21 protein-coding genes are annotated in these 22,876 nt (G+C 62.3%); 9 read left to right on the top strand and 12 right to left on the bottom strand.

Annotated features, from left to right (window positions below):
• Positions 1-8 precede the first annotated feature (8 nt).
• The 3 genes from FJ973_RS18305 to hmgA all read right to left on the bottom strand — a co-directional run bounded on the left by FJ973_RS18305 (position 9) and on the right by hmgA (position 3,011).
• Positions 9-545: a DinB family protein gene (locus FJ973_RS18305; protein WP_140557062.1), complete on the bottom strand. Its 537-nt coding sequence runs from the start codon at positions 543-545 to the stop codon at positions 9-11.
• A gap of 19 nt (positions 546-564) precedes the next feature.
• Positions 565-1,578: a fumarylacetoacetate hydrolase family protein gene (locus tag FJ973_RS18310; RefSeq protein ID WP_140521711.1), complete on the bottom strand. Its 1,014-nt coding sequence runs from the start codon at positions 1,576-1,578 to the stop codon at positions 565-567.
• 119 nt (positions 1,579-1,697) lie between these two features.
• Positions 1,698-3,011 (bottom strand): homogentisate 1,2-dioxygenase, encoded by a 1,314-nt coding sequence (hmgA, locus tag FJ973_RS18315; protein WP_140557064.1) that lies wholly within the window; start codon positions 3,009-3,011, stop codon positions 1,698-1,700.
• A gap of 99 nt (positions 3,012-3,110) precedes the next feature.
• On the opposite strand from hmgA, the gene FJ973_RS18320 reads away from it, so the two are divergent.
• The 4 genes from FJ973_RS18320 to FJ973_RS18335 all read left to right on the top strand — a co-directional run bounded on the left by FJ973_RS18320 (position 3,111) and on the right by FJ973_RS18335 (position 5,949).
• Positions 3,111-3,554, top strand: coding sequence for a MarR family transcriptional regulator (locus FJ973_RS18320; RefSeq protein WP_140494170.1), 444 nt, complete (start codon positions 3,111-3,113; stop codon positions 3,552-3,554).
• 157 nt (positions 3,555-3,711) lie between these two features.
• On the top strand, positions 3,712-4,350 hold the full coding sequence (locus tag FJ973_RS18325; RefSeq protein WP_140495013.1) for a lysophospholipid acyltransferase family protein: 639 nt from the start codon (positions 3,712-3,714) through the stop codon (positions 4,348-4,350).
• Positions 4,347-5,297: a phosphatidate cytidylyltransferase gene (locus tag FJ973_RS18330; RefSeq protein WP_140494172.1), complete on the top strand. Its 951-nt coding sequence runs from the start codon at positions 4,347-4,349 to the stop codon at positions 5,295-5,297. Before FJ973_RS18325 ends, FJ973_RS18330 begins: the two co-directional genes overlap by 4 nt.
• Before the next feature lie 4 nt (positions 5,298-5,301).
• Positions 5,302-5,949 carry a CDP-alcohol phosphatidyltransferase family protein gene (locus FJ973_RS18335; protein WP_181165122.1) on the top strand — a complete coding sequence of 216 codons (648 nt, stop codon included), beginning with the start codon at positions 5,302-5,304 and terminating at the stop codon, positions 5,947-5,949.
• A gap of 39 nt (positions 5,950-5,988) precedes the next feature.
• Here the strand turns inward: FJ973_RS18335 and tdh are convergent, their stop codons facing one another.
• Complete coding sequence (gene tdh, locus FJ973_RS18340) at positions 5,989-7,023, bottom strand: L-threonine 3-dehydrogenase (RefSeq protein ID WP_140494176.1); 1,035 nt, start codon at positions 7,021-7,023, stop codon at positions 5,989-5,991.
• Between the two features lie 52 nt (positions 7,024-7,075).
• The gene (locus tag FJ973_RS18345; RefSeq protein WP_140557066.1) at positions 7,076-8,263 is read right to left on the bottom strand and encodes a glycine C-acetyltransferase; all 1,188 of its coding nucleotides are present in this window, start codon (positions 8,261-8,263) and stop codon (positions 7,076-7,078) included.
• 307 nt (positions 8,264-8,570) lie between these two features.
• Here FJ973_RS18345 and FJ973_RS18350 point away from each other — a divergent pair, with 307 nt between their 5' ends.
• Together FJ973_RS18350 and FJ973_RS18355 are read left to right on the top strand one after the other, a co-directional pair.
• Positions 8,571-10,643: an EAL domain-containing protein gene (locus FJ973_RS18350; RefSeq protein WP_140494180.1), complete on the top strand. Its 2,073-nt coding sequence runs from the start codon at positions 8,571-8,573 to the stop codon at positions 10,641-10,643.
• A 72-nt stretch (positions 10,644-10,715) separates the two neighbouring features.
• Positions 10,716-11,450: a polysaccharide deacetylase family protein gene (locus FJ973_RS18355; RefSeq protein WP_140557067.1), complete on the top strand. Its 735-nt coding sequence runs from the start codon at positions 10,716-10,718 to the stop codon at positions 11,448-11,450.
• Between the two features lie 67 nt (positions 11,451-11,517).
• Here the strand turns inward: FJ973_RS18355 and FJ973_RS18360 are convergent, their stop codons facing one another.
• Entirely contained in the window at positions 11,518-11,916 is a 399-nt protein-coding gene (locus FJ973_RS18360; RefSeq protein ID WP_224655784.1) for a MarR family winged helix-turn-helix transcriptional regulator, read from the bottom strand.
• 146 nt (positions 11,917-12,062) lie between these two features.
• Between FJ973_RS18360 and FJ973_RS18365 the strand changes: the two genes are divergently transcribed.
• Entirely contained in the window at positions 12,063-12,470 is a 408-nt protein-coding gene (locus FJ973_RS18365) for a hypothetical protein (protein ID WP_140521694.1), read from the top strand.
• A gap of 126 nt (positions 12,471-12,596) precedes the next feature.
• Here the strand turns inward: FJ973_RS18365 and FJ973_RS18370 are convergent, their stop codons facing one another.
• Positions 12,597-14,642, bottom strand: coding sequence for an NADH:flavin oxidoreductase (locus FJ973_RS18370; RefSeq protein ID WP_140557069.1), 2,046 nt, complete (start codon positions 14,640-14,642; stop codon positions 12,597-12,599).
• Between the two features lie 141 nt (positions 14,643-14,783).
• Here FJ973_RS18370 and queF point away from each other — a divergent pair, with 141 nt between their 5' ends.
• Positions 14,784-15,245: a preQ(1) synthase gene (queF, locus tag FJ973_RS18375; RefSeq protein ID WP_140557070.1), complete on the top strand. Its 462-nt coding sequence runs from the start codon at positions 14,784-14,786 to the stop codon at positions 15,243-15,245.
• A 9-nt stretch (positions 15,246-15,254) separates the two neighbouring features.
• Here the strand turns inward: queF and FJ973_RS18380 are convergent, their stop codons facing one another.
• The 5 genes from FJ973_RS18380 to FJ973_RS18400 all read right to left on the bottom strand — a co-directional run bounded on the left by FJ973_RS18380 (position 15,255) and on the right by FJ973_RS18400 (position 21,822).
• On the bottom strand, positions 15,255-15,860 hold the full coding sequence (locus FJ973_RS18380) for a hypothetical protein (RefSeq protein WP_140557072.1): 606 nt from the start codon (positions 15,858-15,860) through the stop codon (positions 15,255-15,257).
• 4 nt (positions 15,861-15,864) lie between these two features.
• Entirely contained in the window at positions 15,865-16,344 is a 480-nt protein-coding gene (locus FJ973_RS18385; RefSeq protein WP_140557074.1) for a DUF3828 domain-containing protein, read from the bottom strand.
• Positions 16,345-16,484: 140 nt separating this feature from the next.
• A complete protein-coding gene (locus tag FJ973_RS18390) occupies positions 16,485-18,467 on the bottom strand; it encodes an FAD-dependent oxidoreductase (protein ID WP_140557134.1) in 1,983 nt (660 codons plus the stop codon).
• A 118-nt stretch (positions 18,468-18,585) separates the two neighbouring features.
• Positions 18,586-20,235: an ABC transporter substrate-binding protein gene (locus tag FJ973_RS18395; RefSeq protein ID WP_140557076.1), complete on the bottom strand. Its 1,650-nt coding sequence runs from the start codon at positions 20,233-20,235 to the stop codon at positions 18,586-18,588.
• Positions 20,236-20,274: 39 nt separating this feature from the next.
• A complete protein-coding gene (locus FJ973_RS18400; protein WP_140515574.1) occupies positions 20,275-21,822 on the bottom strand; it encodes a trimethylamine methyltransferase family protein in 1,548 nt (515 codons plus the stop codon).
• 92 nt (positions 21,823-21,914) lie between these two features.
• On the opposite strand from FJ973_RS18400, the gene FJ973_RS18405 reads away from it, so the two are divergent.
• Positions 21,915-22,817 (top strand): LysR substrate-binding domain-containing protein, encoded by a 903-nt coding sequence (locus tag FJ973_RS18405; protein WP_140557078.1) that lies wholly within the window; start codon positions 21,915-21,917, stop codon positions 22,815-22,817.
• Positions 22,818-22,876: the final 59 nt, after the last annotated feature.

The raw sequence follows: 22,876 nt of genomic DNA on the forward strand, positions 1-22,876 counted from the left end.
CAGTGGTCTCACAAACCCAGCCGTCCAACCTCCTCCTGCCTCAGCTTCAAATCATAATCGAGCAGGAACTCGTCGAGTTGCGGCGGCGCGACCGACGTGCCGGACAGCATCGCGTGCACCTGGCCGCGATGGTGGATGTCATGCAGGAAAACATGGGCGAGGATATCGCCGATCTTTTCCGGGATCATGCCGTCTCCACGCCGGTCAGTGATGACATGGCGGTCGAGGTCGGCTTCCGACAAGGCATCGCAGAAGGTGATCAGCCTGCGGTCGAACTTGATCTGGGCCACTGACAAATCGGCTGCGTTATCGAACGGCACGAAATCATCGTACACCGCGGCGCCGATACCGCCCTGCTCCAGAAAATCGAGATAGAGAAGATCGACCGCAAGGATGTGGTTGAGCGTCGCCCTTATCGACGGGAAGAAGCTGATGCGATTGGCTTCGAATTCACCAGGCCCCAGCATAAGCACGGCGCGGTAGAGCCGGTCGTTCGACCAGCGGTTGTTGCGGGCCATTCGGCGCAGATGATCAAGCAGGTTCATCCTTCAACTTCTTGCGCTCTCACCCTTCATATTTCTCGACCGTCTGCTCGATGGCGCCGAAGATCGAATGCCCGGCCTTGTCCTTCATCTCTATGCGCACCGTGTCGCCGAAACGCAGGAACGGCGTCTTCGGCTCGCCGCTCTCGATGGTCTCGATCATGCGCAGTTCAGCGATGCAGGAATAGCCAGCGCCGCCGGCCGAGACAGGTTTGCCAGGCTCACCGCCGAGCTTGTTGGAGACGGTGCCGGAGCCGATGATGGTGCCGGCCGCCAGCGGCCGTGTTTTCGCCGCGTGCACGATGAGCGCAGGGAAATCGAACGTCATGTCGACGCCGGCATTCGCCCGGCCGAAAGGTTTGCCGTTGAGGTCGGCAAGCAGCGGCAGGCTGACCTTGCCGCCGTCCCAGGCCTCGCCCAACTCGTCCGGCGTCACCGCGACCGGCGAGAAGGCCGAGGACGGCTTGGATTGAAAGAAGCCGAACCCCTTGGCGAGTTCCGGTCCGGTGATCGCACGCAGCGTCACGTCGTTGACCAGCATCACCAGGCGAATCGCCTCCCGCGCTTTTTCGAGGCTGGCGCCCATCGGCACATCATCGACAACGACCGCGACTTCCGCCTCCATGTCGATGCCAGAGGCCTCGTCGGCCATGCGGATCGGGTCTCGCGGCGGGATGAAGCTGTCGGAGCCGCCCTGATAGATCAGCGGGTCGGTCCAGAAGCTCGCCGGCATCTCGGCCCCGCGCGCCTTCCGCACCAGCTCGACATGGTTCACATAGGCCGAACCGTCAGCCCATTGATAGGCGCGCGGCAGCGGCGAATGGGCATTATGTTCGTGAAAGCGCGCCGACGGCACCGCATTGCTCTCGAGCGACTCCGCCATTGCGGCCAGATGCGGCGAAATCCGCCGCCAATCGTCGAGCGCCGCCTGCAGCGTCGGCACCAGGAAGGAGGCATCGGTGAAGCGTGTAAGATCGCGCGAGACGACGACGAGCTTTCCGTCGCGCGTCCCGTTCTTCAATGTGGCAAGCTTCATGCGGTTTCCTCTCCTGACGCGGCCTTGCGCCGCTTGGCCCACAACAAGGCTGTTATGGGCAATCGTCAAGCCGCCGGCTCAACTTTCCTGAAGGCAGTTTTCCGACGGCAGCGATCCATTCAGGACCAATCGCCCTCGGGCGTGCCATTGAAGCGCTTCTTCAGATCGGCCCAGCAGTCGATGTAATTGTCCTGCCTGGTGTCGAGTTCGGCGGCGTAGCGGGTCAGCATCTGCGGGAACCGGGTCTCGAACATGAAGGCCATGGTGTTGTCGAGCTTGACCGGTTTCAGATCCGCGCGCGAGGCCTTTTCGAAGCCAGGTGCATCCGGGCCATGGGCCAGCATCAGATTGTGCAGACTGATGCCGCCGGGAACGAACCCTTCTTCCTTGGCGTCGTACTGGCCGTGAATCAGCCCCATGAACTCGCTCATGATGTTGCGGTGATACCAGGGCGGGCGGAACGTATCCTCCGCCACCAGCCAGCGCGGCGGAAAGATGACGAAATCGATATTGGCGGTGCCCTCCTCGCCGCTCGGCGCCGTCAGCACCGTGAAAATCGACGGATCGGGGTGGTCAAAGAGGATCGCACCAACCGGCGAAAACGCCGCCAGATCATATTTATAGGGTGCATAGTTGCCGTGCCACGCCACCACATCGAGGGGCGAATGGCCGATTTCCGTGACATGAAAATGTCCGCACCATTTGACGATCAGCCGGCAGGGCGTCTCCTTCTCCTCAAACCAGGCGCAGGGCGTCTTGAAATCGCGCGGATTGGCCAGGCAGTTGGCGCCGATCGGGCCGCGGTCGGGCATCGTCAGCTTGGCGCCGTAGTTCTCGCAGACATAGCCGCGCACTTCGGCATCGACCAGTTCGACCTTGAACACGAGGCCGCGCGGCAGGACCGCGATCTCGCCGGGCCTGAGCTCGATGACCCCCATCTCGGTGACGAAGCGCAAGGCGCCTACCTGCGGCACCACCAGCAGCTCGCCGTCGGCGTTGAAGAAATGGTCGTCGACAATCGACCTGTTGGCGACATAGACATGCGCCGCCATGCCGGTCTGCCCAAGCACGTCGCCGGCGGTGGTGATCGAGCGCATGCCGGCGATGAAATCGGTCGGCTCCTTCGGCATCGGCACCGGGCTCCAGCGATACTGGCCGAGCGCCAGCTCATGATCGCCGACATTGGGCGCACTTTTCCAGAAGGGATAGCTCACCGACTTGAAGCGCCCGGTATGTCTGACGCTCGGCCTGATGCGGTAAAGCCAGGAGCGCTCATTGGTGCCGCGCGGCGCGGTGAAGGGCGAACCGGAGAGCTGCTCGGCATAGAGGCCGTAGGCCGGCCGCTGCGGTGAATTACGCCCGTGCGGCAGCGAACCCGGCAGGCTTTCGGTTTCGAAATCGTTACCGAAACCCGGCATGTAGGAAAAGGCCATCGCTTCCTCCTCGCGAATGCTTGACCAAATTGGTTTCATTTGTAACCATCCAAAATGTAACTATCAATGCCGTGCGCGGGCATTTCTCGACGGCTGGTCATGGAATCCGAAATCCTGGAACTCGAAAGCTTTCTGCCCTACCGGCTGTATCGGCTGGCCGATGCGCTGAGCCGCGAATTCTCTCGGATCTACAAGGAGCGTCACGGCCTCACACGGCCGGAATGGCGTACGCTTTCGGGGCTTGGCCAGCGCGGCACAATGACCGCGACGGAACTCGGCGCGCAGTCGGCGATGCACAAGACAAAGGTTTCGCGTGCCGTGGCGGAGCTTGAGCGTCGCCGCTGGCTCATCCGAACCACTGACGAGAACGATCGCCGCGTCGAGCACCTGGCGCTGACCAGAGCCGGACTTGCGGCCTATAGCGAGATGGTGCCACTGGCGAAGGCTTTCGAACGGGAACTGCTGGCCCAGCTGAGCGCCGACCAGCAAGCCTCCATCGTCAAAGGCGTTGCGTCATTGGAAAGCGCGTTGGGTCTGAGATAGCGGCTATCGGCCGATAGAATATGAGACGGTGGCTCGACGCGACAGCGCCTTGAAGCAGAGACTGTCTGGCGGTCATTTTCGATCGCTGCTTGCTCGGTGGCGGATTTTCAGTGCTGTATGTCAGCCAGTGATCATCGACGGGCGAATTGGGGGAAGAATGAAGTCGCTGCTCGCGAGGCCGGTGGCCGTGGTCGTCTTGCTGTTTGCCAGAGCCATCACCGCTGTGCGGCCGTTTTGGCATGAAGGCAGATTGCCTCGGCGTCGCTCGATCTTCTTTGCCAATCATTCCAGCCATGGCGATTTCATCTTGATCTGGGCTGTTCTGCCGCCGCGCCTGCGGCGGCGGGTGCGTCCCGTAGCGGGTGCCGACTACTGGCTGAAATCAAAAGTCCGAGCCTTCATCGGCCGTGACGTTTTCAATGCCGTCCTGATCGAGCGCAATCGCGATGGACGCACGATGGATCCTGTCGAAAGCATGGGAGAGGCGATGAGGGAAGGCTCTTCGCTCATTCTCTTCCCGGAAGGCACGCGCAACCAATCCGACGCGTCCTTGCAGCCATTCAAGTCCGGCCTGTTCCATTTAGCGGCATCGCACCCGGATTTCGAGTTGGTGCCGGTATGGATCGCCAATCTCAACCGAGTGATGCCGAAAGGGGAATTCGTGCCTATCCCGCTGATCTGCACCGTGACGTTCGGCGAGCCAATGAACCTGGCTGATGGCGAGAGCAAGGATATATTCCTCGAGCGGGCACGTGGGGCGCTGCTGGCGCTGGCACCGAAAAAGGCAGCGGAATGAGCTCAACCCAATTCGATATGATGGTTCTCGTGCTCGGCGTCTGCGGGATCCTGCTCGTGGCCTCTTTCGTGGGGCATATCCTGGAGCGACGGCTGTCGCCAGAAGGCTCCAACCCAGCCATCGAGAACCTCAACGCCCGTATCAATGCCTGGTGGGTAATGGCGATCCTCATCGCCATAGCATTCATCGCCGGGCGGATCGGCGTCCTGCTTCTCTTCGGCTTCTGTTCCTTCGCCGCACTTCGCGAATTCGTGACGCTGACCAACACCCGGCGTGCCGACCACTGGGCGCTGGCCACGGCGTTTTTCGTCGTGCTGCCGGTACAGTATGTGCTGCTCTGGATCGAGGACTACGGGATCTTTTCTGTTTTCATCCCGGTCTACGCCTTCCTGTTGATGCCAATCATCTCAGCCACACGGGGCGACACCCAGCACTTCCTCGTTCGAATTGCCGAGGTGCAATGGGCGTTGATGATCTGCGTTTTCTGCGCCTCCCACGTCCCGGCTCTTCTGACGTTGCATATTCCCGGCTACGAGGGTCGCAATGTGCTTCTGATAGCCTTCCTTGTCATCGTCGTGCAATTGAGCGACGTACTGCAATACATCTGGGGAAAGGCGATCGGGCATACGAAGATCGCACCAAAGCTTTCGCCGTCCAAGACGCTTGAAGGTTTCCTCGGCGGCGTTGCAAGCGCCAGCCTCATCGGCGCTGGCCTGTGGTGGATCACGCCGTTCTCTCCGCTTCAGGCGGGCGCGATGGCCTTCCTGATCACGCTGATGGGTTTTTTCGGCGGCCTTGTGATGTCCGCCATCAAACGTGACCGCGGCGTGAAGGATTGGGGCCATCTGATCGACGGCCATGGCGGCCTGATAGATCGGCTGGATTCGGTGGTTTTCTCCGCTCCGATCTTCTTCCATCTCACTCGTTATTTCTGGTCACCGGGATGAGGCAGTGATGAACACGGGCGATCGCAGACCACTTGCAAGCCGCGACACGCGCTGGGCACAAGCGACGGCCAGACGTCTCGCCGCACTCTCCGTGACCCCCAACCAGATTTCGCAGGCCAGTATCCTCGCCGGCGCGCTGGCAGGCACGGCTTTCTGGCTTGGCGGGCAGAGCGGCGGCACTTCTCGTTCGCTGCTGTTGCTGGGCGCGGCGCTGTTTTGCCAACTGCGGCTGCTGTGCAATCTGTTCGATGGCATGGTCGCCGTCGAGGGCGGCAAGGCGTCGGCCGACGGGCCGTTCTGGAACGAGTTCCCGGACAGGCTCGCCGATATCGCCATCATGGCCGGCATAGGTTACGGCATCGGCATGCCTGGCCTTGGCTGGGCAGCGGCCTGTTTTTCGGTTCTCACCGCCTATGTGCGGGAATTGGGGCGGGCCAACGAGACGCCGAGCGATTTCACCGGACCGATGGCCAAGCCACATCGCATGGCAGTCGCAACCGTCGCGGCACTGCTATCTACCGGAGAATTCCTTTGGAATGGCCACAACGAAGTCTTGACGCTTGCGCTCGCCGCCATTGCCATCGGCGCCGCCGCAACTGCGTTGCGGCGCGCATGGCGACAGGTGCGATGGCTGAAAACCAGGCGACCCTAGCATCGCCAGCCTCGAAGCCTGAGACTCCCGGCGCATCGATCACCAGTCCATCACCACCTTGCCCGAACTGCCGCTGCGCATCGCGTCGAATCCAACCTGGAAATCATCGATGCCGATGCGGTGCGTGATCAGGCCTGAGACGTCGAGCGGGCCCTGGACCAGCGCGATCATCTTGTACCAGGTCTCGAACATCTCGCGGCCATAGATGCCCTTGAGATGCAGCATCTTGAAGATGACCTTGTTCCAGTCGATCTCGAACCCGGTCGGCGCAATGCCGAGGATGGCGATCTTGCCGCCATTGTTCATGGTGTCGATCATGTCGCGGAAGGCGGGGGCTGCCCCCGACATTTCCAGGCCGACATCAAAACCCTCCGTCATGCCGAGCGCCGGCATCACGTCGCTCAGTTTTTCCTTGGAGGCGTCGACGACGTGCTGGACGCCAAGCTTGCGCGCAAGATCCAGCCGAACCGGATTGATATCCGTGATAACGACCTTCCTGGCGCCGACGCATTGCGCCACCAGCGCGCCCATGATGCCGATCGGTCCGGCGCCGGTGACCAGCACGTCCTCGCCGACCAGATCAAATGACAATGCGGTGTGAACCGCATTGCCCAGGGGATCGAAGATCGCGGCGATCTCGTCCGGCACATCGTCCGGGATCGGCACGACATTGTGCTGTGGGATCGCCAGGTACTCGCCGAAGGCGCCCGGGCGATTGACGCCGACGCCGAGCGTGTTGCGGCACAGATGCCCCCTGCCCGCGCGGCAGTTGCGGCAATGTCCGCAGACGATGTGGCCTTCGCCCGACACGCGTTGGCCGACCTTGTATTCGGTGACCGCGGCGCCGAAATCCGCGACGGTGCCGACGAATTCATGGCCGGTCACCATCGGCACGGGCACCGTCTTCTGCGCCCACTGGTCCCAATTGTAGATGTGGACGTCGGTGCCGCAGATCGCAGTCTTCTTCACCTTGATCAGGACGTCGTTGGGGCCGATTTCCGGCACCGGCACCTCTTCCATCCAGATGCCCGGCTCGGCCTTGGCCTTCACCAGCGCCTTCATCATGTTCGACATTCTTTTGTCCCTTGAATCTCTTGATCCGGAAGCGGTTTGCGGCGCCGGTCGCTCAGGAAATCACACCTAGTTCCTTGCCAACCGCACCGAAAGCCTCGACCGCCCGATCAATGTCGGCGCTGGAATGCGCAGCCGACATCTGCGTGCGGATGCGCGCCTGGCCCTTGGGCACCACCGGGAAGGAGAAGCCGATGACATAGATGCCGCGTTGCAGCATGCGCGCCGCCATCTCCTGCGCCAAGCTCGCATCGCCCAGCATGACCGGGATGATCGGATGGCCGGCGCCTGCCAGCGTGAAGCCGAGCTTCCCCATCTGTGTCCGAAACCGTTCCGCATTGGCATATAGGCGCTCGCGCAGGGCATCGCCATTGCGGATCATGTCGAACACTCTGATCGAGGCGCCGGCGATCGCCGGCATCAGCGTGTTGGAAAACAGATAGGGCCGCGAGCGCTGGCGCAGCCAGTCGACCACCTGTTTCTTGCCGGACGTGTAGCCGCCGGAAGCGCCGCCCAGCGCCTTGCCGAGCGTACCGGTGATGATGTCGACCCTGCCCTCGACGCCGCAATGCTCAGCCGAGCCGCGGCCGTTCCTGCCGACGAAGCCGACCGCGTGACTGTCGTCGACCATGACCATGGCATCGTATTTTTCGGCCAGATCGCACACACCCGCGAGATTGGCGATGATACCATCCATCGAGAACACGCCGTCGGTGGCGATCAGCCGGAACCGGCAATCCTTCGCCTCCTTCAGCCGCGCCTCGAGATCCGCCATATCGTTGTTGGCGTAGCGGAAGCGCTTGGCCTTGGACAGCCTGACCCCGTCGATGATGGAGGCGTGGTTCAGCGCATCGGAGATGATGGCGTCCTCCTCGCCCAGCAGCGTCTCGAACAGGCCGCCATTGGCATCGAAGCAGGAGCCGTAGAGGATGGTGTCGTCCATGCCGAGGAAGGACGATATCGTCGCTTCCAACTGCTTGTGCTCCTCCTGCGTTCCGCAGATGAAACGCACCGAAGCCATGCCGTAGCCGTAGCGGTCGAGCGCGTGCTTTGCCGCCTCGCGCAGGTCGGGGCTGTCGGCGAGGCCGAGATAGTTGTTGGCGCAGAAATTCAGCACCTTCTCGCCGCCGACCTCGATCTCAGCCGACTGCGTGGAGGAAATCACCCGCTCGGACTTGTACAGTCCGGCCGATCTGAGCCCCTCAAGTTCGCCGTCGATATGGGAGAGAAATGCTGCGGTCATGATCGTGCCTCGTTTGACGTGGGCCGACTGTCGTCCCGCACGCACAAAAAATCCACCGCAAAAGCGACCGGATCAGGTGGCTGGGTAATGTCGAACGGATGCCGCAGGCATGGCTCGAGGGACGATCCGGATCACATGGGGCCGGCGAATGTTCAAATGCGGACCGGCCGCGAAAGAGGCCGATAACCATTTCGCGACCTTTAAGCCTTTCCCCTTGTCGGCCAGCTGTCGATTTCCAGTCCTGTTAATGTTTGCAGTTCAATGATGCTCATATAGGAATCCGTTGGCGAGAGGGCCGCCCCCCAAGATGTCGCAGCAGCCGGTGCAAACCGTTTCAGGCAAGCTCATACTGCTGATCAAGGCTGGTTATTGGCTGGCGCTGCTGATCATCGCCGCCATGGTGGTGGCTTCCTTCATCCTGCTGCAGCAGGTGATGGCCACCCAACGGCACAACCATACGCTGCTCGATATCGTCAGCACGCAAAAGACGCTGTCGCAGCGCATCGTCTTCCTCGCCGGTGCGACCGGTGCTGCTTCGCGCGACAAGCAGCCGGCGCTCGTCAACGCGCTCAAGCAGGCGACGGCGGAGTTCGAAACCAACTATGACCTGCTGCTCAAGCAGACGGCCGCCGATCCAAAGTCGCCGGCCAGGCTCGATCCGAAGACGATCGAGAACGTCCTTTTCGGCAAGCCTTTTCATCTCGACTATTTTTCCGTCGGGCTGGTCGCCAATGGCGAACGCCTGGTATCGGCCTTCTCGTCCCAACTCGCACTCGGCGACAATGGAGGCTACAAGGGCGGTTACGAACGCGTCACCCTCGACGCCTCGGTCGCCAACGCAACATTGTCGGGCTATTCGGCGCTGGGCCAGCGCATCAGCGCTTTCGCCGACGAACGATCCGAAAAGATGCTCGATCTGCACCGCACGCTGTTTTACGCCACGATCGGCGTCATCGTTCTGGTGGCGCTGTTCATCTTCCGGCCCATGTCAAACGCGATCCTGCGCAAGACGCGCGAACTCGTCGATGCGCGCAATTCGATGGCCTTCATCGCCGTTCATGACGGGCTGACAGGTCTGCACAACCGCACATTCCTGACCGACCATTTCGACACGCTGATCAAGAGCGCGCATCGTCGGCGCGAACGTCTTGCGGTGGTGCAGCTTGATCTCGACCGGTTCAAGCAGATCAACGACACGCTCGGCCACGCCGCCGGCGACTATGTGCTGGTCATCACGGCCCAGCGCATGCGCGATTCCTGTCGGGCGTCGGATCTGTGCGTGCGCCTCGGTGGCGACGAGTTCGTGATGATCCTCAACGGCGCCGGCGGCAGCGAAGACATCAACATGCTGGCACGGCGCATTCTTGCGCACATCAACGAGCCGATCGTCTTCCAGGGCACGACCATTCTACCGGGCGCCAGCGGCGGCATCGCCGTCTATCCGATCGACGCCGACAACGCCCAGGACCTGCTGGTTCACGCCGATCTGGCGCTTTACTCCGCCAAGAAGATGGGCGGCGGCAATTTCTCGTTCTTCTCCGAGGAATTGCGTCGCGAACTCGATTATCGCAAGCAACTCGAGCACGACATCAAGGTTGCCATTTCACAGCAGGCATTCCAGGTCTATTTCCAGCCGCAGGTTTCACTGAGCGACGGCACGATCAGTGGCATCGAGGCGCTGGTGCGCTGGAACCATGCCGAGCGCGGCATGATCTCGCCTGGCGAATTCATTCCCGTCGCCGAGAAATGCGGTTTCATGCCTGATATCGGCCGCATCGTCATCAGCAAGGCGATCAACGAAGCCGCCGAATGGAACCGCGACGGCATTGCTTTCGGACGACTTGCGGTCAACGTATCCGGAACCGAATTGCGCGAGCACGACTTCGATGCTTTCCTGTTCGAGACGCTTGAGAAGGCCGGCCTGCCGCCGCAGAAACTGTCGCTGGAAATCGTCGAATCCGTCATTCTCGATGACGAGAAGACAGGCATCGCGGCAAAGCTACGCCATATCAGGGCCGCCGGCGTCCATCTTGAGCTCGACGATTTCGGCACTGGCTACGCGTCGCTCAGCCACGTCAATCCCAACGAGATCGACCGGCTGAAGATCGATCGCCGCTTCGTCCAGAACATCCATGAGAACGGTGACAACTCCAAGATCGTGCGCGCCATCACCGAGCTCGCGCGCGGCCTTGGTATCTCGATCGTCGCGGAGGGCGCCGAGACCGAAGCCGAACTCGATTCACTGATGGCCATCGGATGCGACCAGGTGCAGGGCTACTCCATCGCCTTCCCGATGCCGCAGGACAAAGCCCGTGACTGGCTGAGCGCCCGCATGCCGAAGAAGGCCAGGCTGACGGTGCTGCAGGGAAGCCTGGCGTAGGCAGCCCTCACCCGCGCTTGACAACTCATCACCGAGATGGCGCCCTGTGACGATCGCAAACGGGTAGTCCCGATGCCGCTTCTGCTTGCTTTGCTGACCATGCTCGCCGCATTTCCCGCTTATGCAGTGGATCGCACCATCTATCTGACTTTCGATGACGGACCGCTGAACGGCACCAGCAACATCCTCGACGTGCTGGAAGCGCAGCAGGTGCCGGCGACGTTGTTCATGGTCGGCATGCATGCGCAGGCGAGCGCGGGCAACAAGGCATTAGTCAGACGCGCAAAAGCTCTGCCGCTGGTGACGGTCGGAAATCACAGCTACAGCCACGCCAACAACCGCTACCAACATTTCTATGCCGATACGGAAGGCGTGGTGGCAGACATGCTGCGGGCCAACGCCGTGCTCGGGCTCGCTCCGGCGGTTCATGCGAGGCTGCCTGGGCGCGACGTGTTCAGACTGCCCTCAATGTCGAAGAACGACACCTCGCTCGGCCTTGCGCAGGAAGGCCGGGAGGAGCCGGACTACGAATTCGTCGCCGCTTCCGGCTTCTATCTCTATGGCTGGGACCATGAGTGGGTGCATGACGACACAGGCAAGCCGGTGCAGAGCGTCGACCACCTGGTCAGCGAGATCGATCACCTGTTCGGCTATGGCCGCTTCGTCAAGCACGGAAAGATGATCCTGCTCATGCATGACGAGATGTTCCAGGACGGCTTCGACGGCAAGACGAAACTGGCCATGCTGATTACCGCGCTGAAGCAGCGCGGCTATGCCTTTGGGACAATCCAGAGTTATGACGACTGAGGCGGTGATCCGGCTTTCCTACAGCGCGTAGTGTCGAAGAGATTCACGCGGCGCGCCTTGGACATCGTCAGCTTTCCACGTTGGCCCGCAAGGTCGCCAGCACTTGCGCAAACTCCGCCAGCCTGTCGTCTGACAGGCCCACGCGCAGCCGCTTGTCGAAGGCAAGCGCCGCCTTGCGCAGTGTCTCGAACATCGCTTCTCCGGCCTCTGTCAATTCGACCAGATGGACCCGGCGGTTGACGGGATCGCGGCGGCGCGTCAGCAATCCTTGCGCCTCCATCGCGTTTAGATGATGGGTGAGCGTCGCTCCCTGTATGCCGATCATTCCGGCGAGCTCGCGCTGGTTGGCTAGCTCGCTCGATTTGACCGACAGCAGAGTAAGCCAGACGGGCAACGTGCCGCCCGCTTCAACCAACGCGGTGTCGAAGGCCTGTGCAACAAGCTTGGCGGTGCGGCCGAGATTCATGCCGACCGGCGGGCGTTCAAAGGGCGTCATGGCAAGACACTAGACGGTGTTTTCCACGGATGGAACTGGCACTCATTTATACATTGACATCTAACAGTTAGATATCTAACTATTTAGGCGACGGCGGGCAAGAGAGGAGAGCTGGTATGCAATATGTCTACATCATCACCATCGGTCTTCACGTCATGGCGGGGGTGTTCTGGGCCGGCACCACCATCACGCTGGCGCGCGACCCCGAGATCCGGGCTGAACGCTTCATTGGACCGCAAATGGGAGCGGCCGGCATGGTGTTTCTCACCGGTGCGCTGCTCTGGTATTTTTTCCATGGTGCCTATTTCGGCTCGATGGAAATGGTGCTGGCCCTCGGCATCGTTGCCGCTTTCGCCGCGGCTGGAGTGCTCAGCACCATGGTCCGCCGCACCAGCACGCAGCTTGCTGGCGCCGACGCGGCCACCGAACCTGCCCTGCGCGCGAAGATGGCCCAAGGCGAGCGAATCGCCGCCTGGCTGCTGGTTCTCACCGTGCTCTGCATGGCCACCGCCAGAATGTTCTGATCACGAATCGTACGGTGCCGGCGCAAGCAGGCGGCGTACGCGGCGCGCAACGAACCAAGGCAGCAGATGGCTCTCCTTGCGGAGGTTCCGTTGCGCCTCCTCGAAATTGTTAGCGACAGCAGCCTTTCAAATCCTTAGCCCGAACCGGATGCCGTCATAGATGGCGGCGTGGATGTTGCGCGAGGCGACGGCATCGCCGATGCGGAACAGCACGAAAGATCCTTGCGGATTGCGCTCGGGAAAAATGTCGCCGCCACTCACCAGCCGCTCATAGTCTATGGCGCCGCCGTTCGTCGCCAATGGCTTCAGCGAGAGATAAAGGTCGTCTAGCGGCGCCGTGCCATGCTCGACCACCACCTGGTCGACCCGCCGCTCGCCGCGCCAGCCGTCGGCGAAATCGGAGGCAAGCTCGGCAACCAGTTGATTGCCCTCGCGGCGCACCGAGCGCAGCCTTGTGTTGATAGTGATGGTGACCCCCTTCTCCTGGAAGGCGCGCATGTAGGGTACGTGGTTCATGCCGCCCATTTCCGGCGCGAAGAATCGCTCCGGCGAAACCAGTTCCAGCTTCGAACCGGCGGCCGCGACGAGTTCCGCAGCGCCCATTCCCTGATGGCCGCCATTGTCGTCATAGAGCAGCACGTTTTCAGCCGGCTTGACGCTGCCAGCCATGATGTCCCAGCTCGATGTGACAAGAGTGTCGCCCGCCGTCAGCGGCGGATTCTGCGGCAGTCCGCCGGTGGCGATCACCACGACATCGGGCGACAACGCCAGAACGTCGTCCTTCTCGGCCCAACTGTCGTAGCGGATCTCGACGCCGAGCCGGTCGAGTTCGGCCAGCCGCCAGTCGACGATGCCGATCAATTCCTTGCGGCGCGGGTTCTGCGTCGCCAGCCTGACCTGCCCGCCGGCCTGGCCCGATGCCTCCAGCACCGTCACCTGATGGCCGCGCTCCGCGGCCACGCGCGCTATTTCCAGTCCGCCTGCACCAGCGCCGATGACGACGACTTTTCGCTTTGGTCCCTCGGCCTTGGTGATGATATGCGGAATGTCCGCCTCGCGGCCGGTCGCCGCATTGTGGACGCAGAGCGCCTCGCCGCCTTCGTAGATGCGGTCGAGGCAGTAGGTGGCTCCGACACACGGGCGGATTTCGTGCTCGCGCCCTTCCATCACTTTGCGGACGATGTGCGGATCGGCGATGTGGGCGCGGGTCATGCCGACCATGTCGAGCTTGCCGGCGGCGATGGCGTGGCGCGCGGTTGCGACGTCGGAAATTCGCGCCGCGTGGAAGGTCGGGAATTTCGTCGCCGCCCTCACCTCGCCGGCGAAGTCGAGATGCGGCGATGAGCGCATGCCGGTCACCGGAATGACCTTCGTCAGTGCCGCGTCGGTCTCGATCGAGCCGCGGATGATGTTGAGGAAATCGACCTTGCCTGATGAGGCCAGCCGCCTGGCGATCTCGACGCCCTCCTCTTTCGACAGGCCTTGCGAAAAATCCTCGTCGGCGACCATGCGTATGCCGACGACGAATTTTTCGCCGACGGCCGCCCGCACGGCGTCGAGAACCATGTCGGTGAACCGCAGCCGGTTGTCGAGCGAGCCGCCGAACTCGTCGTCGCGATGGTTGGTGGACGGAGACCAGAAGCCGTCCATCAGATGGCCGTAAGCCTCGAATTCGATGCCGTCGAGACCGGCGGCCTGGCAGCGCTGGGCGGCGGAAGCATAGTCGGAAACGATGCGCTCTATATCCCAATCCTCGATGGTCTTGGGAAAGGCGCGATGTGCCGGCTCCCGCACCGGCGAAGCCGACAGCACGGGCAGCCAGTCGGCCTTGTTCCAGCCGGTTCGACGGCCGAGATGGGTGATCTGGATCATCACCTTGCAGTCATGCTCGTGGCAGGCGTCGGCCAGTTCCGCGAGCCATGGCACGATCCCGTCATCATAGAGATGCAAATTGCCGAAAGCGGCCGGGCTGTCGCGTGAAACGATGGCCGAGCCGGCGGTCATTGTCAGCGCCATGCCGCCCTTGGCCTTCTCCGTGTGGTAGAGCCGGTACCGCGCCTTGGGCATGCCGTCTTCCGAATAGGCAGGCTCGTGGCTGGTCGACATCACCCGGTTCTTCAACGTCAGATGCTTGAGCTGATAGGGCTGGAGAAGCGGATCGTTGCTGGTCATCGTCTTCCTGCGGTTTCAAATTGTGTTATTGAGCGGCCAGATGCGCCGCCCCTGAGTGGATTGCGGCGTTTATTCCAATCTTCGTTCGCGCCGACCGCCATGGAAGCGTGCTTCCGGCGACAGGCAGACAAGGAGCCGTCCATGATCGATACCAAAACCCTCACCCAGCTCGGCGCGCATGTCGAGACGCCACAGAGCCCGGAAGCGGCGGTCCTGGAAACCGTGCCGTTTTCGCGCGGCGACGGCCCGCCGGCCATCGTGCGCTTCACCTGCCCGGAATTCACCTCGCTGTGCCCGGTCACCGGCCAGCCTGATTTCGCCCATATTGTCATCGACTACGCACCCGACGCGGCTCTGGTGGAATCGAAGTCGCTCAAGCTGTTCATGACCTCGTTCCGTAATCATGGTGCTTTCCATGAGGAATGCACCGTCATGATCGGCCGCCGCATCGTGGCGGCAACGAGCCCGCTATGGTTGCGCATCGGCGGCTATTGGTATCCACGCGGCGGCATTCCGATCGACGTATTCTGGCAGACGGGCGCGCCGCCGGAAGGCGCCTGGCTGCCCGAGACCGGAGTGGCGCCCTATCGCGGGCGAGGCTAGCTCGAACCATCATTCGCATTGGTACTGGCTGAGCGCCCATTCACCGGTCACCGATAGCAGGTCCGATATCTTCCATTCGCCGTCGACCCTTTTGAACTTCCACTCAAGGCGGTGCGGGTTGCCGGCGACGACGAAGGCGACGATGACCTTGGCCTGGTCGCCATTGATCGCCTCGAGCGTCTTCAGGCTCTTGTCGATCTCGGCCTTATCATAGTCGGCATTGTCGAGCGCCATGTTGGGGTCGAGGCACTCGCCCTGCCCGGATTTGCGCAGCGCATCGCTCTTGTCGAGCACCGTTTTCGCCGGATCGACGAAATGGCGGCGCTGCGACGGATCGACCTCCAAGCCGACCTGGTCGTAGAATGGCCGGACCACCGCTGTCGGCGAGCCCAGCTGAATTGGGGCGGCAGGTTCGCTCAGCGAGGCAGCCGGTGGTGTTGCCGGCTCGGCGGCTGCGCGAGGTGCAGGCGCTGGCGGCGACCCGTTGTCGTCGGGCGCGGTGGCCGCCGGAGCGTTTGCCGGCGGCGTGCCGAGTAGCCCCTGCGCGGCGCCGCCACTCAAGTCCGCCGCCATAATGCACACGGCCGACAGTGCCAGGAACCGGCGGCGGGCCATCGGATCACTCCGGATCTTGGCCCGCCAGACATTCGAGCTGGCTCAGCGTCCAATCGCTGGTCTTCGATGCGATGTCCGATATCCTCCACTTGCCGCCGATCTTCCTCAGCGACCAATGCATTTCGCGTTGTGCATCGTCTCCTTCCGGAAAGAGGCTGAAGCTCGCCACCACCTGGGCAGTATCGCCATCCACCATCTCGGACAGTTTCAGGGTCTTGGAGACGGTCTTCTGGTCGAAATCCTGCGCATCGAGGCCCGGATCGAAATCGATGCAGGCGACCTGGTCCGGATTCTTCCTCGTTGCCTGATCGTTGAGGTCGAACAGTCTCGTCACCGGCTCGGTGAAGCGATCCCGGTATTTTGCGTCGGCCTCGAACTTGACATCCGGAACATAGAAGAACTTCACGGCGTCCGACGCCGGACCGGCCAGGGCGACAGCGGGAAAGGCCGTCGCAAGGGCGGCAAGGAGCACTGTCAGTCTCATGCAGAATCTCCGGCTTTTGATGGCTTGGCGCAATCCAGTAGCACGCATCCTGCATATCGGCTTTTTTGCGGCTCATGAAGCCCGCGGCCGCGTCGCGGCCGATGCAGGTCATCCGACAGTCGTGCGTGCCAAGACTGCGATCAGAGACCAAGCGCCACCTTGCGGCCATCATGGATGGCAAAAGCCGCCTGCCTTGAGGCGGTGCAATCACCAATCGACGTGTGGGCAATTTTGCGCCTGTCGAGTTCGATGGAAAGCATGTCGGCTGCCATACTCGTCGTGGCGAAGACCAGCGCATCGGCTTCGACGTCCTGCTCGGTTTCGTCGAGCAGGGAAGCGACCCTGGCGGCCTTCCCCTCCCAATGAACGATGGCGCTCTCGGTCAGAAACCGCACCCCCAGCCTGGCGAGTGCGCGGCGCAGCGGCGCGTCGACGGCCATTCGCTGAAGCTCTTTGCCAACCAGGGCGTCAGGTGTCACAAGCGTCACATTGTGACCGTCCTCGGCGAGTTTCCAGGCGGTGCCGCACCCTTTCCAATTGCCGCCATCGTCGAGCAAGATAACATTTTTGCCTGGTCTCGCCTCACGGGCCATCACGGCTTCGGCCGAGAGAACCAGCCCGCCGCCCGGGATGCTTTCCCACTGCGGCAATGCCCGTTGGAAAGCGCCGTCTGAAGGCATCGAGCCGGTTGCGATGATGACGTGGTCCGCGCCTTCGCGCTCGACATCCTCCGCCTCGACATATTGTCCGTACCGGACGTCGACCTGAAGCTGGCTGAGCTGGCGCTGGTACCAGTCGATCAGATCCAGAATCTGGGCGCGGCGCGGTTGCAGCCCCGCAAGGCGGAACTGCCCCCCAAGACGGTCGGAAGCCTCGGCCAGCGTGACACGGTGACCGCGTTCGGCTGCTACACGCGCCGCTTCGAGGCCGGCGGGACCGCCGCCGACGATCAGTACGCGCTTGGGTTGGCTAGCCGGGGCGAAGCGATCTCCGCCCCATTCCCATTCCCGCCCCGCCGAGGGATTGATGACGCAGCTGATCCAGTAGTCGCGGCTGCGTCGGCCCCAACACATCTGGTTGCAGGACAGGCACCCGCGAATGTCTTCCGGCCGTCCGGCGGCGGCCTTTGCGGCCAGGTGCGGATCGGCGATCTGCCCCCGCACGATGGAAACCAGATCAGCGTGGCCTTCGCTCAGCACACTTTCGGCATTCTGCGGCGTACGGATGTGACTCTCGGCGGTGACCAACGCGTGGCGCACGGTGGCTTTGAGCACGGACGCCAGGTCGGCGCCGAGCTTTTCCGGATAAACAAAGGTCGGGATGATTTTGTAGAAATCGAAGTAGGAGCCCGTTCCACAAGTCACATAATCCATCAAAGAATCGCGGTCGTGGAGGTCGATTATCTCGGCCAATGCTTCGCGCTTCAGCGCCACCTCCACTTCCGGTTCGTCGTTGACCGCAAGGCCGATGATGAAATCATCGCCGCATTCCCGGCGAATTCTGCTCATCACCTCACGGCTCATCCGGGTGCGATTTTGAAGGCTGCCGCCCCACCGGTCGTCGCGGCGGTTGGACCAGGGCGTCCAGAACTGGTCCAGCATCGAATGATACGCCGCCCAGACCTCGACGCCGTCGAAACCGGCCTCGCGGCAACGGCGCGCCGCCTGCACGAAACCGTCGATCGTTTCTTCGATCTCGGCTTCGGACATTCGATGCGAACCGTCAGAGTCGTGATAACTCGGCAGTCCGGAAGGGGACCAGCCGGCATGGAACGAGTTGTCCGCGTCCGCATGCTGACCGACATGATAGAGCTGCTGGATGGCGACGGCGCCGTTGCCGCGGATCGCTTCCGTCACTTTGCGGAAATGGGGGATCACGCTGTCGTCGGAAGGACGGAAGTTGCCGCGGGTAAGAACCGCGGCCCGGTGCACCGGCATCGGCTCGACGACGATCATGCCCGCGCCGCCGATAGCGCGTTCGGCATAATAGCCGACATGCCGTTCTGTCGGCAGTCCCTCTACTGCCATGTTCGCGGTATGGGCTCCGAACACGATCCTGTTGCGTAAGGTCTTGCCGCGCAGAGCAATCGGCGTGAACAACCGGTTGAAGACCTGCCCAGACATGTACCGCTCCTCAAAAGCCTTAGCGGCAGCACCCGAGCGCCAGCGCCCGCGGCCAAAATCGATTTTTGCCGGACAGCCGGCACCTGAAAGGGGTGCCGGCATTCGCCAACCATTGCAGCTAGGCGTCCAGCCAGACGTTCTGGAGGTCCATTTCGAAGGTCTGGTGGACGCCGTAGTTCTTCACCTTCTTGCTCGTATGACTGTAGAGCTTCTGCCAGAACGGCTGGATGATGACGCCGGAATCCTGCAGGATCTGCTCGACATCCTTCATCACCTCCTTGCGCTTGGCGACGTCGATCAGCGATAGCGCCTGCTTGAGCTTGGCGTCGAAATCGGGATTCGAATACGCCGATTCATTCCAGGCCTCGCCGGTGCGATAGCCGAGCGCCAGCACCTGGACGCCGAGCGGGCGCATGTACCAGATCGTCATCGAATAGGGATATTTCGTCCAGTCGTTCCAGAACGTCGAGCCCGGCAGCACCGTCCGTTTCACCTTGATGCCGGCCTCGCGCAGCTGGCCCGCGATGGCATCGCCGGTGTTCTTCTGCCAATCGTCCTCGATGGTGATCAGCTCATGCTCGAAATCGGCCTGCCCCGCCCCCGCCATCAGCTTCTTGGCGCCAGCGGCATCACGCTCCTTCTTGGGCAGTGGGTAATATTCCGGATGGATGGGGCTGACATGGTGGTTTTCGCCGACCGTGCCGCGACCGCTATAGCCAAGCTGCAGCACCGCGTTGTTGTCGACCGCCATCTGGAGCGCGTTGCGAACACGCTTGTCGTCGTAGGGTTTGTGCGTGACGTTGGTGCGCGCAACCAGGGTGGTCGCGGTCGCCACCTCCGATTTCTCCAGCCCCATCTTGTCGAGGATGTCGATAAAATCGGCGGGCGACTCGAAATTGAGGTCGATTTCGCCGGAATCGAAGGCATTCACCGTGGCGTTGAAGTCGGTGCCGTAGTCGATGAATTCGACGCCGTCGAGCGGAGCTTCGCCGCCCCACCATTTGCCGTTCTCGCGGCGCTTGACGACAGCCTTCTGGCCAACATCGTAAGAGACCAGCTCGAAGGGTCCGGTGCCGATCGGCTTCTTGATCGGATCGGCGCCATCGGCATCGAAATTGCGGTGGACGACGAGCGCCGGATAGTCGGTGAAGTTCGGGATCAGCGAAATGTCGGGCTCGGAGAGCTTCAGCTTGACCGTGTTGTCGTCGATCTTGGTGATCGCGCCGTCCCTTGCCTTGCCGGTCTTGGCGTCGATCAGCGCGCCGACACGCGCGGCCATGGAGTTGCCGGCGACGCCCTTCTCGCACCAGCGCGTCACATTGTGCACCACATCATCGGCGTTGAAGGTATCGCCATTGTTCCAGGTGATGCCCTTGCGCACGTGCAGCGTATATTCGGTGGCGTCGTCGTTGATGTCCCAGCTTTCGAGCAGCACCGGCTCGAAGGTGAACTGCCTGGTATAGCGCACAAGCGGCTCCAGCCAGGTGCGCGAGATGTTGGCAAGCTCAACCCAGTCGTAGGTGCGCGGATCCTTCTGCGCCTTGACCGACATCGAGACACGCAGCTTTCCGCCCTTCTTCGGCTCCTCGGCCAAGGCGTCCGTCGGCGCGGCAAGGCCGATCATGCCATAGGCCAGAGCCGTCGATGCCCCGAAGGCGCTTGCCAACGCCAGGAATTCGCGCCGATCGATCCGACCCGCACGCGCCTCGTTGGCCATCTCCTCTATGGCGCTTGGAACACGATCACCATTGCTTTTGAAAAGCGTCATTTTTTCCTCCCTTGTGGTTCCCGTCAGATCTTCGTCCCGTCAGCTAACGCTGTCCGGCAATTTCTCCTCGCGCAGCGCGATAAAATCCCTGAGACCGTCGGCGATGCCCACATCGAGCTTCGGCTCCTCATAATCGGCCAGCATGTTGCGCGCTTTCTCCCGGCCGCGCGTGTCGTGGTCCTTCGCCCCTTCGGCCTTCCACTGTTCATAGGAATTGAAATCCATGATGCTGGGCATGAAGAAGGCCCGCTCGAAATGCTCGAGCGTGTGCTGGGTGCCGAGGAAATGGCCCTGCGGCCCCACCTCGCGGATGGCGGCCATCGCTTCCTTGAAATCGTCGAACGGCAGCCCGCCGGCATATTTGTACCAGCCGACGAGCTGTTCGCAATCGGTCGCGAACTTCGAATAGCCGCAGGTGAGACCCGCCTCGAGCCATCCGGCCGAGTGCCAGATGTAGTTGGCTCCGGCAAGGATGGCGGCATGCATGAGCATGTTCGCCTCGTAGCCGGCCTGGGCATCGTTCAGCTTCGAGCCGACATGGAAGCCGGACGTGCGCCACGGCAGCCCGTATTTCCGCGCCAGCGCGCCCATCAGATACATCATCTGCGCGGCCTCCGGCGTGCCGCCCATCGGAGCGCCGGTCTTCATGTCGACCGTGACCATGAACTGGCCGTAGATTTGAGGCGAGCCGGGACGCAGGAGCTGGGTGAACGCTACACCGGCAAGCGCCTCGGCATTGACCTGCGCCACCGCGCCCACGGCCGAGGCCGAGGTCGAGGCGCCGCAGAGCGCGAAGGGCGCCAGGATCAGCGGCTGATTGTGACGGGCATAGACCTTCATCGCATCCAGCATGGTGGCATCCCATACCAGCGGTGAATTGCAGTTGGTAATCGACACCAGCACAGGGTTGTCGCGCACGTAATCCTCACCGAACACGATGCCCGCCATCGCCATCGTGTCTTCCGCCCGATCCTTCGACGTCACGATGCCCATGAACGGCTTGTCGGAATGCTTCAGCGCCGAATGGATGATGTGGAGGTGACGCTTGGGCACCGCTATTTCCATCGGCTCGCAGATGATCGAGCTCGAGGAATGCAGGGCCGGCGCCATGTAGGCGAGCTTGTGGAAATTGTTGAGGTCGGCGAGCGTGCCGTAGCGCCTGACATTGTCGAGGTCACGCACATAAGGCGCGCCATACATCGGCACGAAGATGGAATTCTTTCCGCCCACGCGCACCGTACGCTCAGGGTTGCGCGCGTTGAGCGTGAACTCCGACGGCACCTTCGAGACGAGCTCCATCAGCAAGGCGCGGTCGATCCGCACTCTTGTCTCGGAGACGTCCGCGCCGGCGGCCTTCCACATTTCGATGGCCTCATCGTCGCGGAACTCGCATCCGACGTCCTCCAGGATGGCGAGCGATTCCTGGTGTATGAGTTCCACTGCCTCGTCCGGCACCATCTGATAGACGGGGATTTGGCGGACCAGTGTCGGAAACGACGTTACCGGAGCTCCCCGCAGCGCCTTGCGCCCCAGGCGGCCGCCGGCTCGACGATTGGCGTGTTCGGTCACAGCGGCCGGTGCGTTCATGGCAACTCCATTCCTCTTATACCTCGCAGCCTAGACGCACAAAACAGGAATGTGACGCTGGAAAATCCTGATCTCTTGTATAAGCTCTGCTTATGCGAAACCTGCGCCACCTCCTGCCCTCGGCCGGCAGCCTGATCGTCTTCGAGGCGGCGGGCCGCCTGTCGAGCTTCACCGCCGCCGGGCGAGAGCTCGGCATGACCCAGGCCGCCGTTTCCTACGCGGTGCGCGGGCTGGAGGAACAGCTCGGCGCCAAGCTGTTCCAGCGCCGTCACCGGCAGGTCAGCCTGACGGAGGCCGGCGAGCGTTTCCACGCCGACGTTTCGCTGGGCCTGTCCCACATCCGAAAGTCGGCGGAGGATCTGCGCCTGCAGGCGACCGGAGGCCACGTGACGCTTGCCGCCTCGACTGCGTTCGGCTCCTTCTGGATGATGCCGCGGCTGCAGCAGTTCCGCGACGAACTGCCGGGCATTGATCTGCGCATCCAGACCGCCGACCGCGACCTCGACATCATCGCAGAGGGCATCCCGCTTGCCGTGCGCGGCGGCGAACCGAGGGACTGGCAGGACTATCATTCGCTGCCGCTTGCCGACGAAGAGATCTTTCCCGTCGCCGGCACCAGCTACGCGGCGAAGTTCGGCCTGCCCAAATCGGTCGCGGAACTGGCCACGCACCGTCTCATCCATCTTGAGGAGCCCTATCGGGAGGCGGCGAGCTGGAATGAGTGGTTCGAATCGGCCGGCGCCCGTCTCGGCGATACCGCACGCGGCCTGCGCATCAACGACTACGGGCTGGTAATCCAGGGCGTCATGGAAGGGCAAGGCATCGCGCTCGGCTGGCGCCACCTTGCCGAGCGGATGCTCGCGACGGGACTGCTGGTGCCGGTGACGGACCATGTGCTCAAGACCGGCAAGGCGTTCTATGTCATCTGGCCGAGGAACCGGGAGCTTAGCGAGAATGCCCGCAAGGTACGGGATTGGTTGGCAGCGCAAGCGTGAGGTCGTTCACTGTTTTCACCGTACTTCACCCTCGCCCGCTCGGCACGAATCCGCCTATA

It is taken from the genome of Mesorhizobium sp. B2-1-3 (assembly GCF_006442495.1).
Classification (GTDB): Bacteria; Pseudomonadota; Alphaproteobacteria; order Rhizobiales; family Rhizobiaceae; genus Mesorhizobium.

What these genes read in the sequence shown, in the direction of transcription:
- FJ973_RS18405 (WP_140557078.1), top strand. Translation starts at nt 21,915, where the DNA reads ATGCGAAACCTGCGCCACCTCCTGCCCTCGGCCGGCAGCCTGATCGTC.
- FJ973_RS18320 (WP_140494170.1), top strand. Translation starts at nt 3,111, where the DNA reads ATGGAATCCGAAATCCTGGAACTCGAAAGCTTTCTGCCCTACCGGCTG.
- tdh (WP_140494176.1), bottom strand. Translation starts at nt 7,023, where the DNA reads ATGTCGAACATGATGAAGGCGCTGGTGAAGGCCAAGGCCGAGCCGGGC.
- FJ973_RS18325 (WP_140495013.1), top strand. Translation starts at nt 3,712, where the DNA reads ATGAAGTCGCTGCTCGCGAGGCCGGTGGCCGTGGTCGTCTTGCTGTTT.
- FJ973_RS18360 (WP_224655784.1), bottom strand. Translation starts at nt 11,916, where the DNA reads ATGAATCTCGGCCGCACCGCCAAGCTTGTTGCACAGGCCTTCGACACC.
- queF (WP_140557070.1), top strand. Translation starts at nt 14,784, where the DNA reads ATGATCGATACCAAAACCCTCACCCAGCTCGGCGCGCATGTCGAGACG.
- FJ973_RS18400 (WP_140515574.1), bottom strand. Translation starts at nt 21,822, where the DNA reads ATGAACGCACCGGCCGCTGTGACCGAACACGCCAATCGTCGAGCCGGC.
- FJ973_RS18370 (WP_140557069.1), bottom strand. Translation starts at nt 14,642, where the DNA reads ATGACCAGCAACGATCCGCTTCTCCAGCCCTATCAGCTCAAGCATCTG.
- FJ973_RS18345 (WP_140557066.1), bottom strand. Translation starts at nt 8,263, where the DNA reads ATGACCGCAGCATTTCTCTCCCATATCGACGGCGAACTTGAGGGGCTC.
- FJ973_RS18395 (WP_140557076.1), bottom strand. Translation starts at nt 20,235, where the DNA reads ATGACGCTTTTCAAAAGCAATGGTGATCGTGTTCCAAGCGCCATAGAG.
- FJ973_RS18305 (WP_140557062.1), bottom strand. Translation starts at nt 545, where the DNA reads ATGAACCTGCTTGATCATCTGCGCCGAATGGCCCGCAACAACCGCTGG.
- hmgA (WP_140557064.1), bottom strand. Translation starts at nt 3,011, where the DNA reads ATGGCCTTTTCCTACATGCCGGGTTTCGGTAACGATTTCGAAACCGAA.
- FJ973_RS18330 (WP_140494172.1), top strand. Translation starts at nt 4,347, where the DNA reads ATGAGCTCAACCCAATTCGATATGATGGTTCTCGTGCTCGGCGTCTGC.
- FJ973_RS18380 (WP_140557072.1), bottom strand. Translation starts at nt 15,860, where the DNA reads ATGGCCCGCCGCCGGTTCCTGGCACTGTCGGCCGTGTGCATTATGGCG.
- FJ973_RS18355 (WP_140557067.1), top strand. Translation starts at nt 10,716, where the DNA reads ATGCCGCTTCTGCTTGCTTTGCTGACCATGCTCGCCGCATTTCCCGCT.
- FJ973_RS18310 (WP_140521711.1), bottom strand. Translation starts at nt 1,578, where the DNA reads ATGAAGCTTGCCACATTGAAGAACGGGACGCGCGACGGAAAGCTCGTC.
- FJ973_RS18350 (WP_140494180.1), top strand. Translation starts at nt 8,571, where the DNA reads ATGTCGCAGCAGCCGGTGCAAACCGTTTCAGGCAAGCTCATACTGCTG.
- FJ973_RS18385 (WP_140557074.1), bottom strand. Translation starts at nt 16,344, where the DNA reads ATGAGACTGACAGTGCTCCTTGCCGCCCTTGCGACGGCCTTTCCCGCT.
- FJ973_RS18365 (WP_140521694.1), top strand. Translation starts at nt 12,063, where the DNA reads ATGCAATATGTCTACATCATCACCATCGGTCTTCACGTCATGGCGGGG.
- FJ973_RS18390 (WP_140557134.1), bottom strand. Translation starts at nt 18,467, where the DNA reads ATGTCTGGGCAGGTCTTCAACCGGTTGTTCACGCCGATTGCTCTGCGC.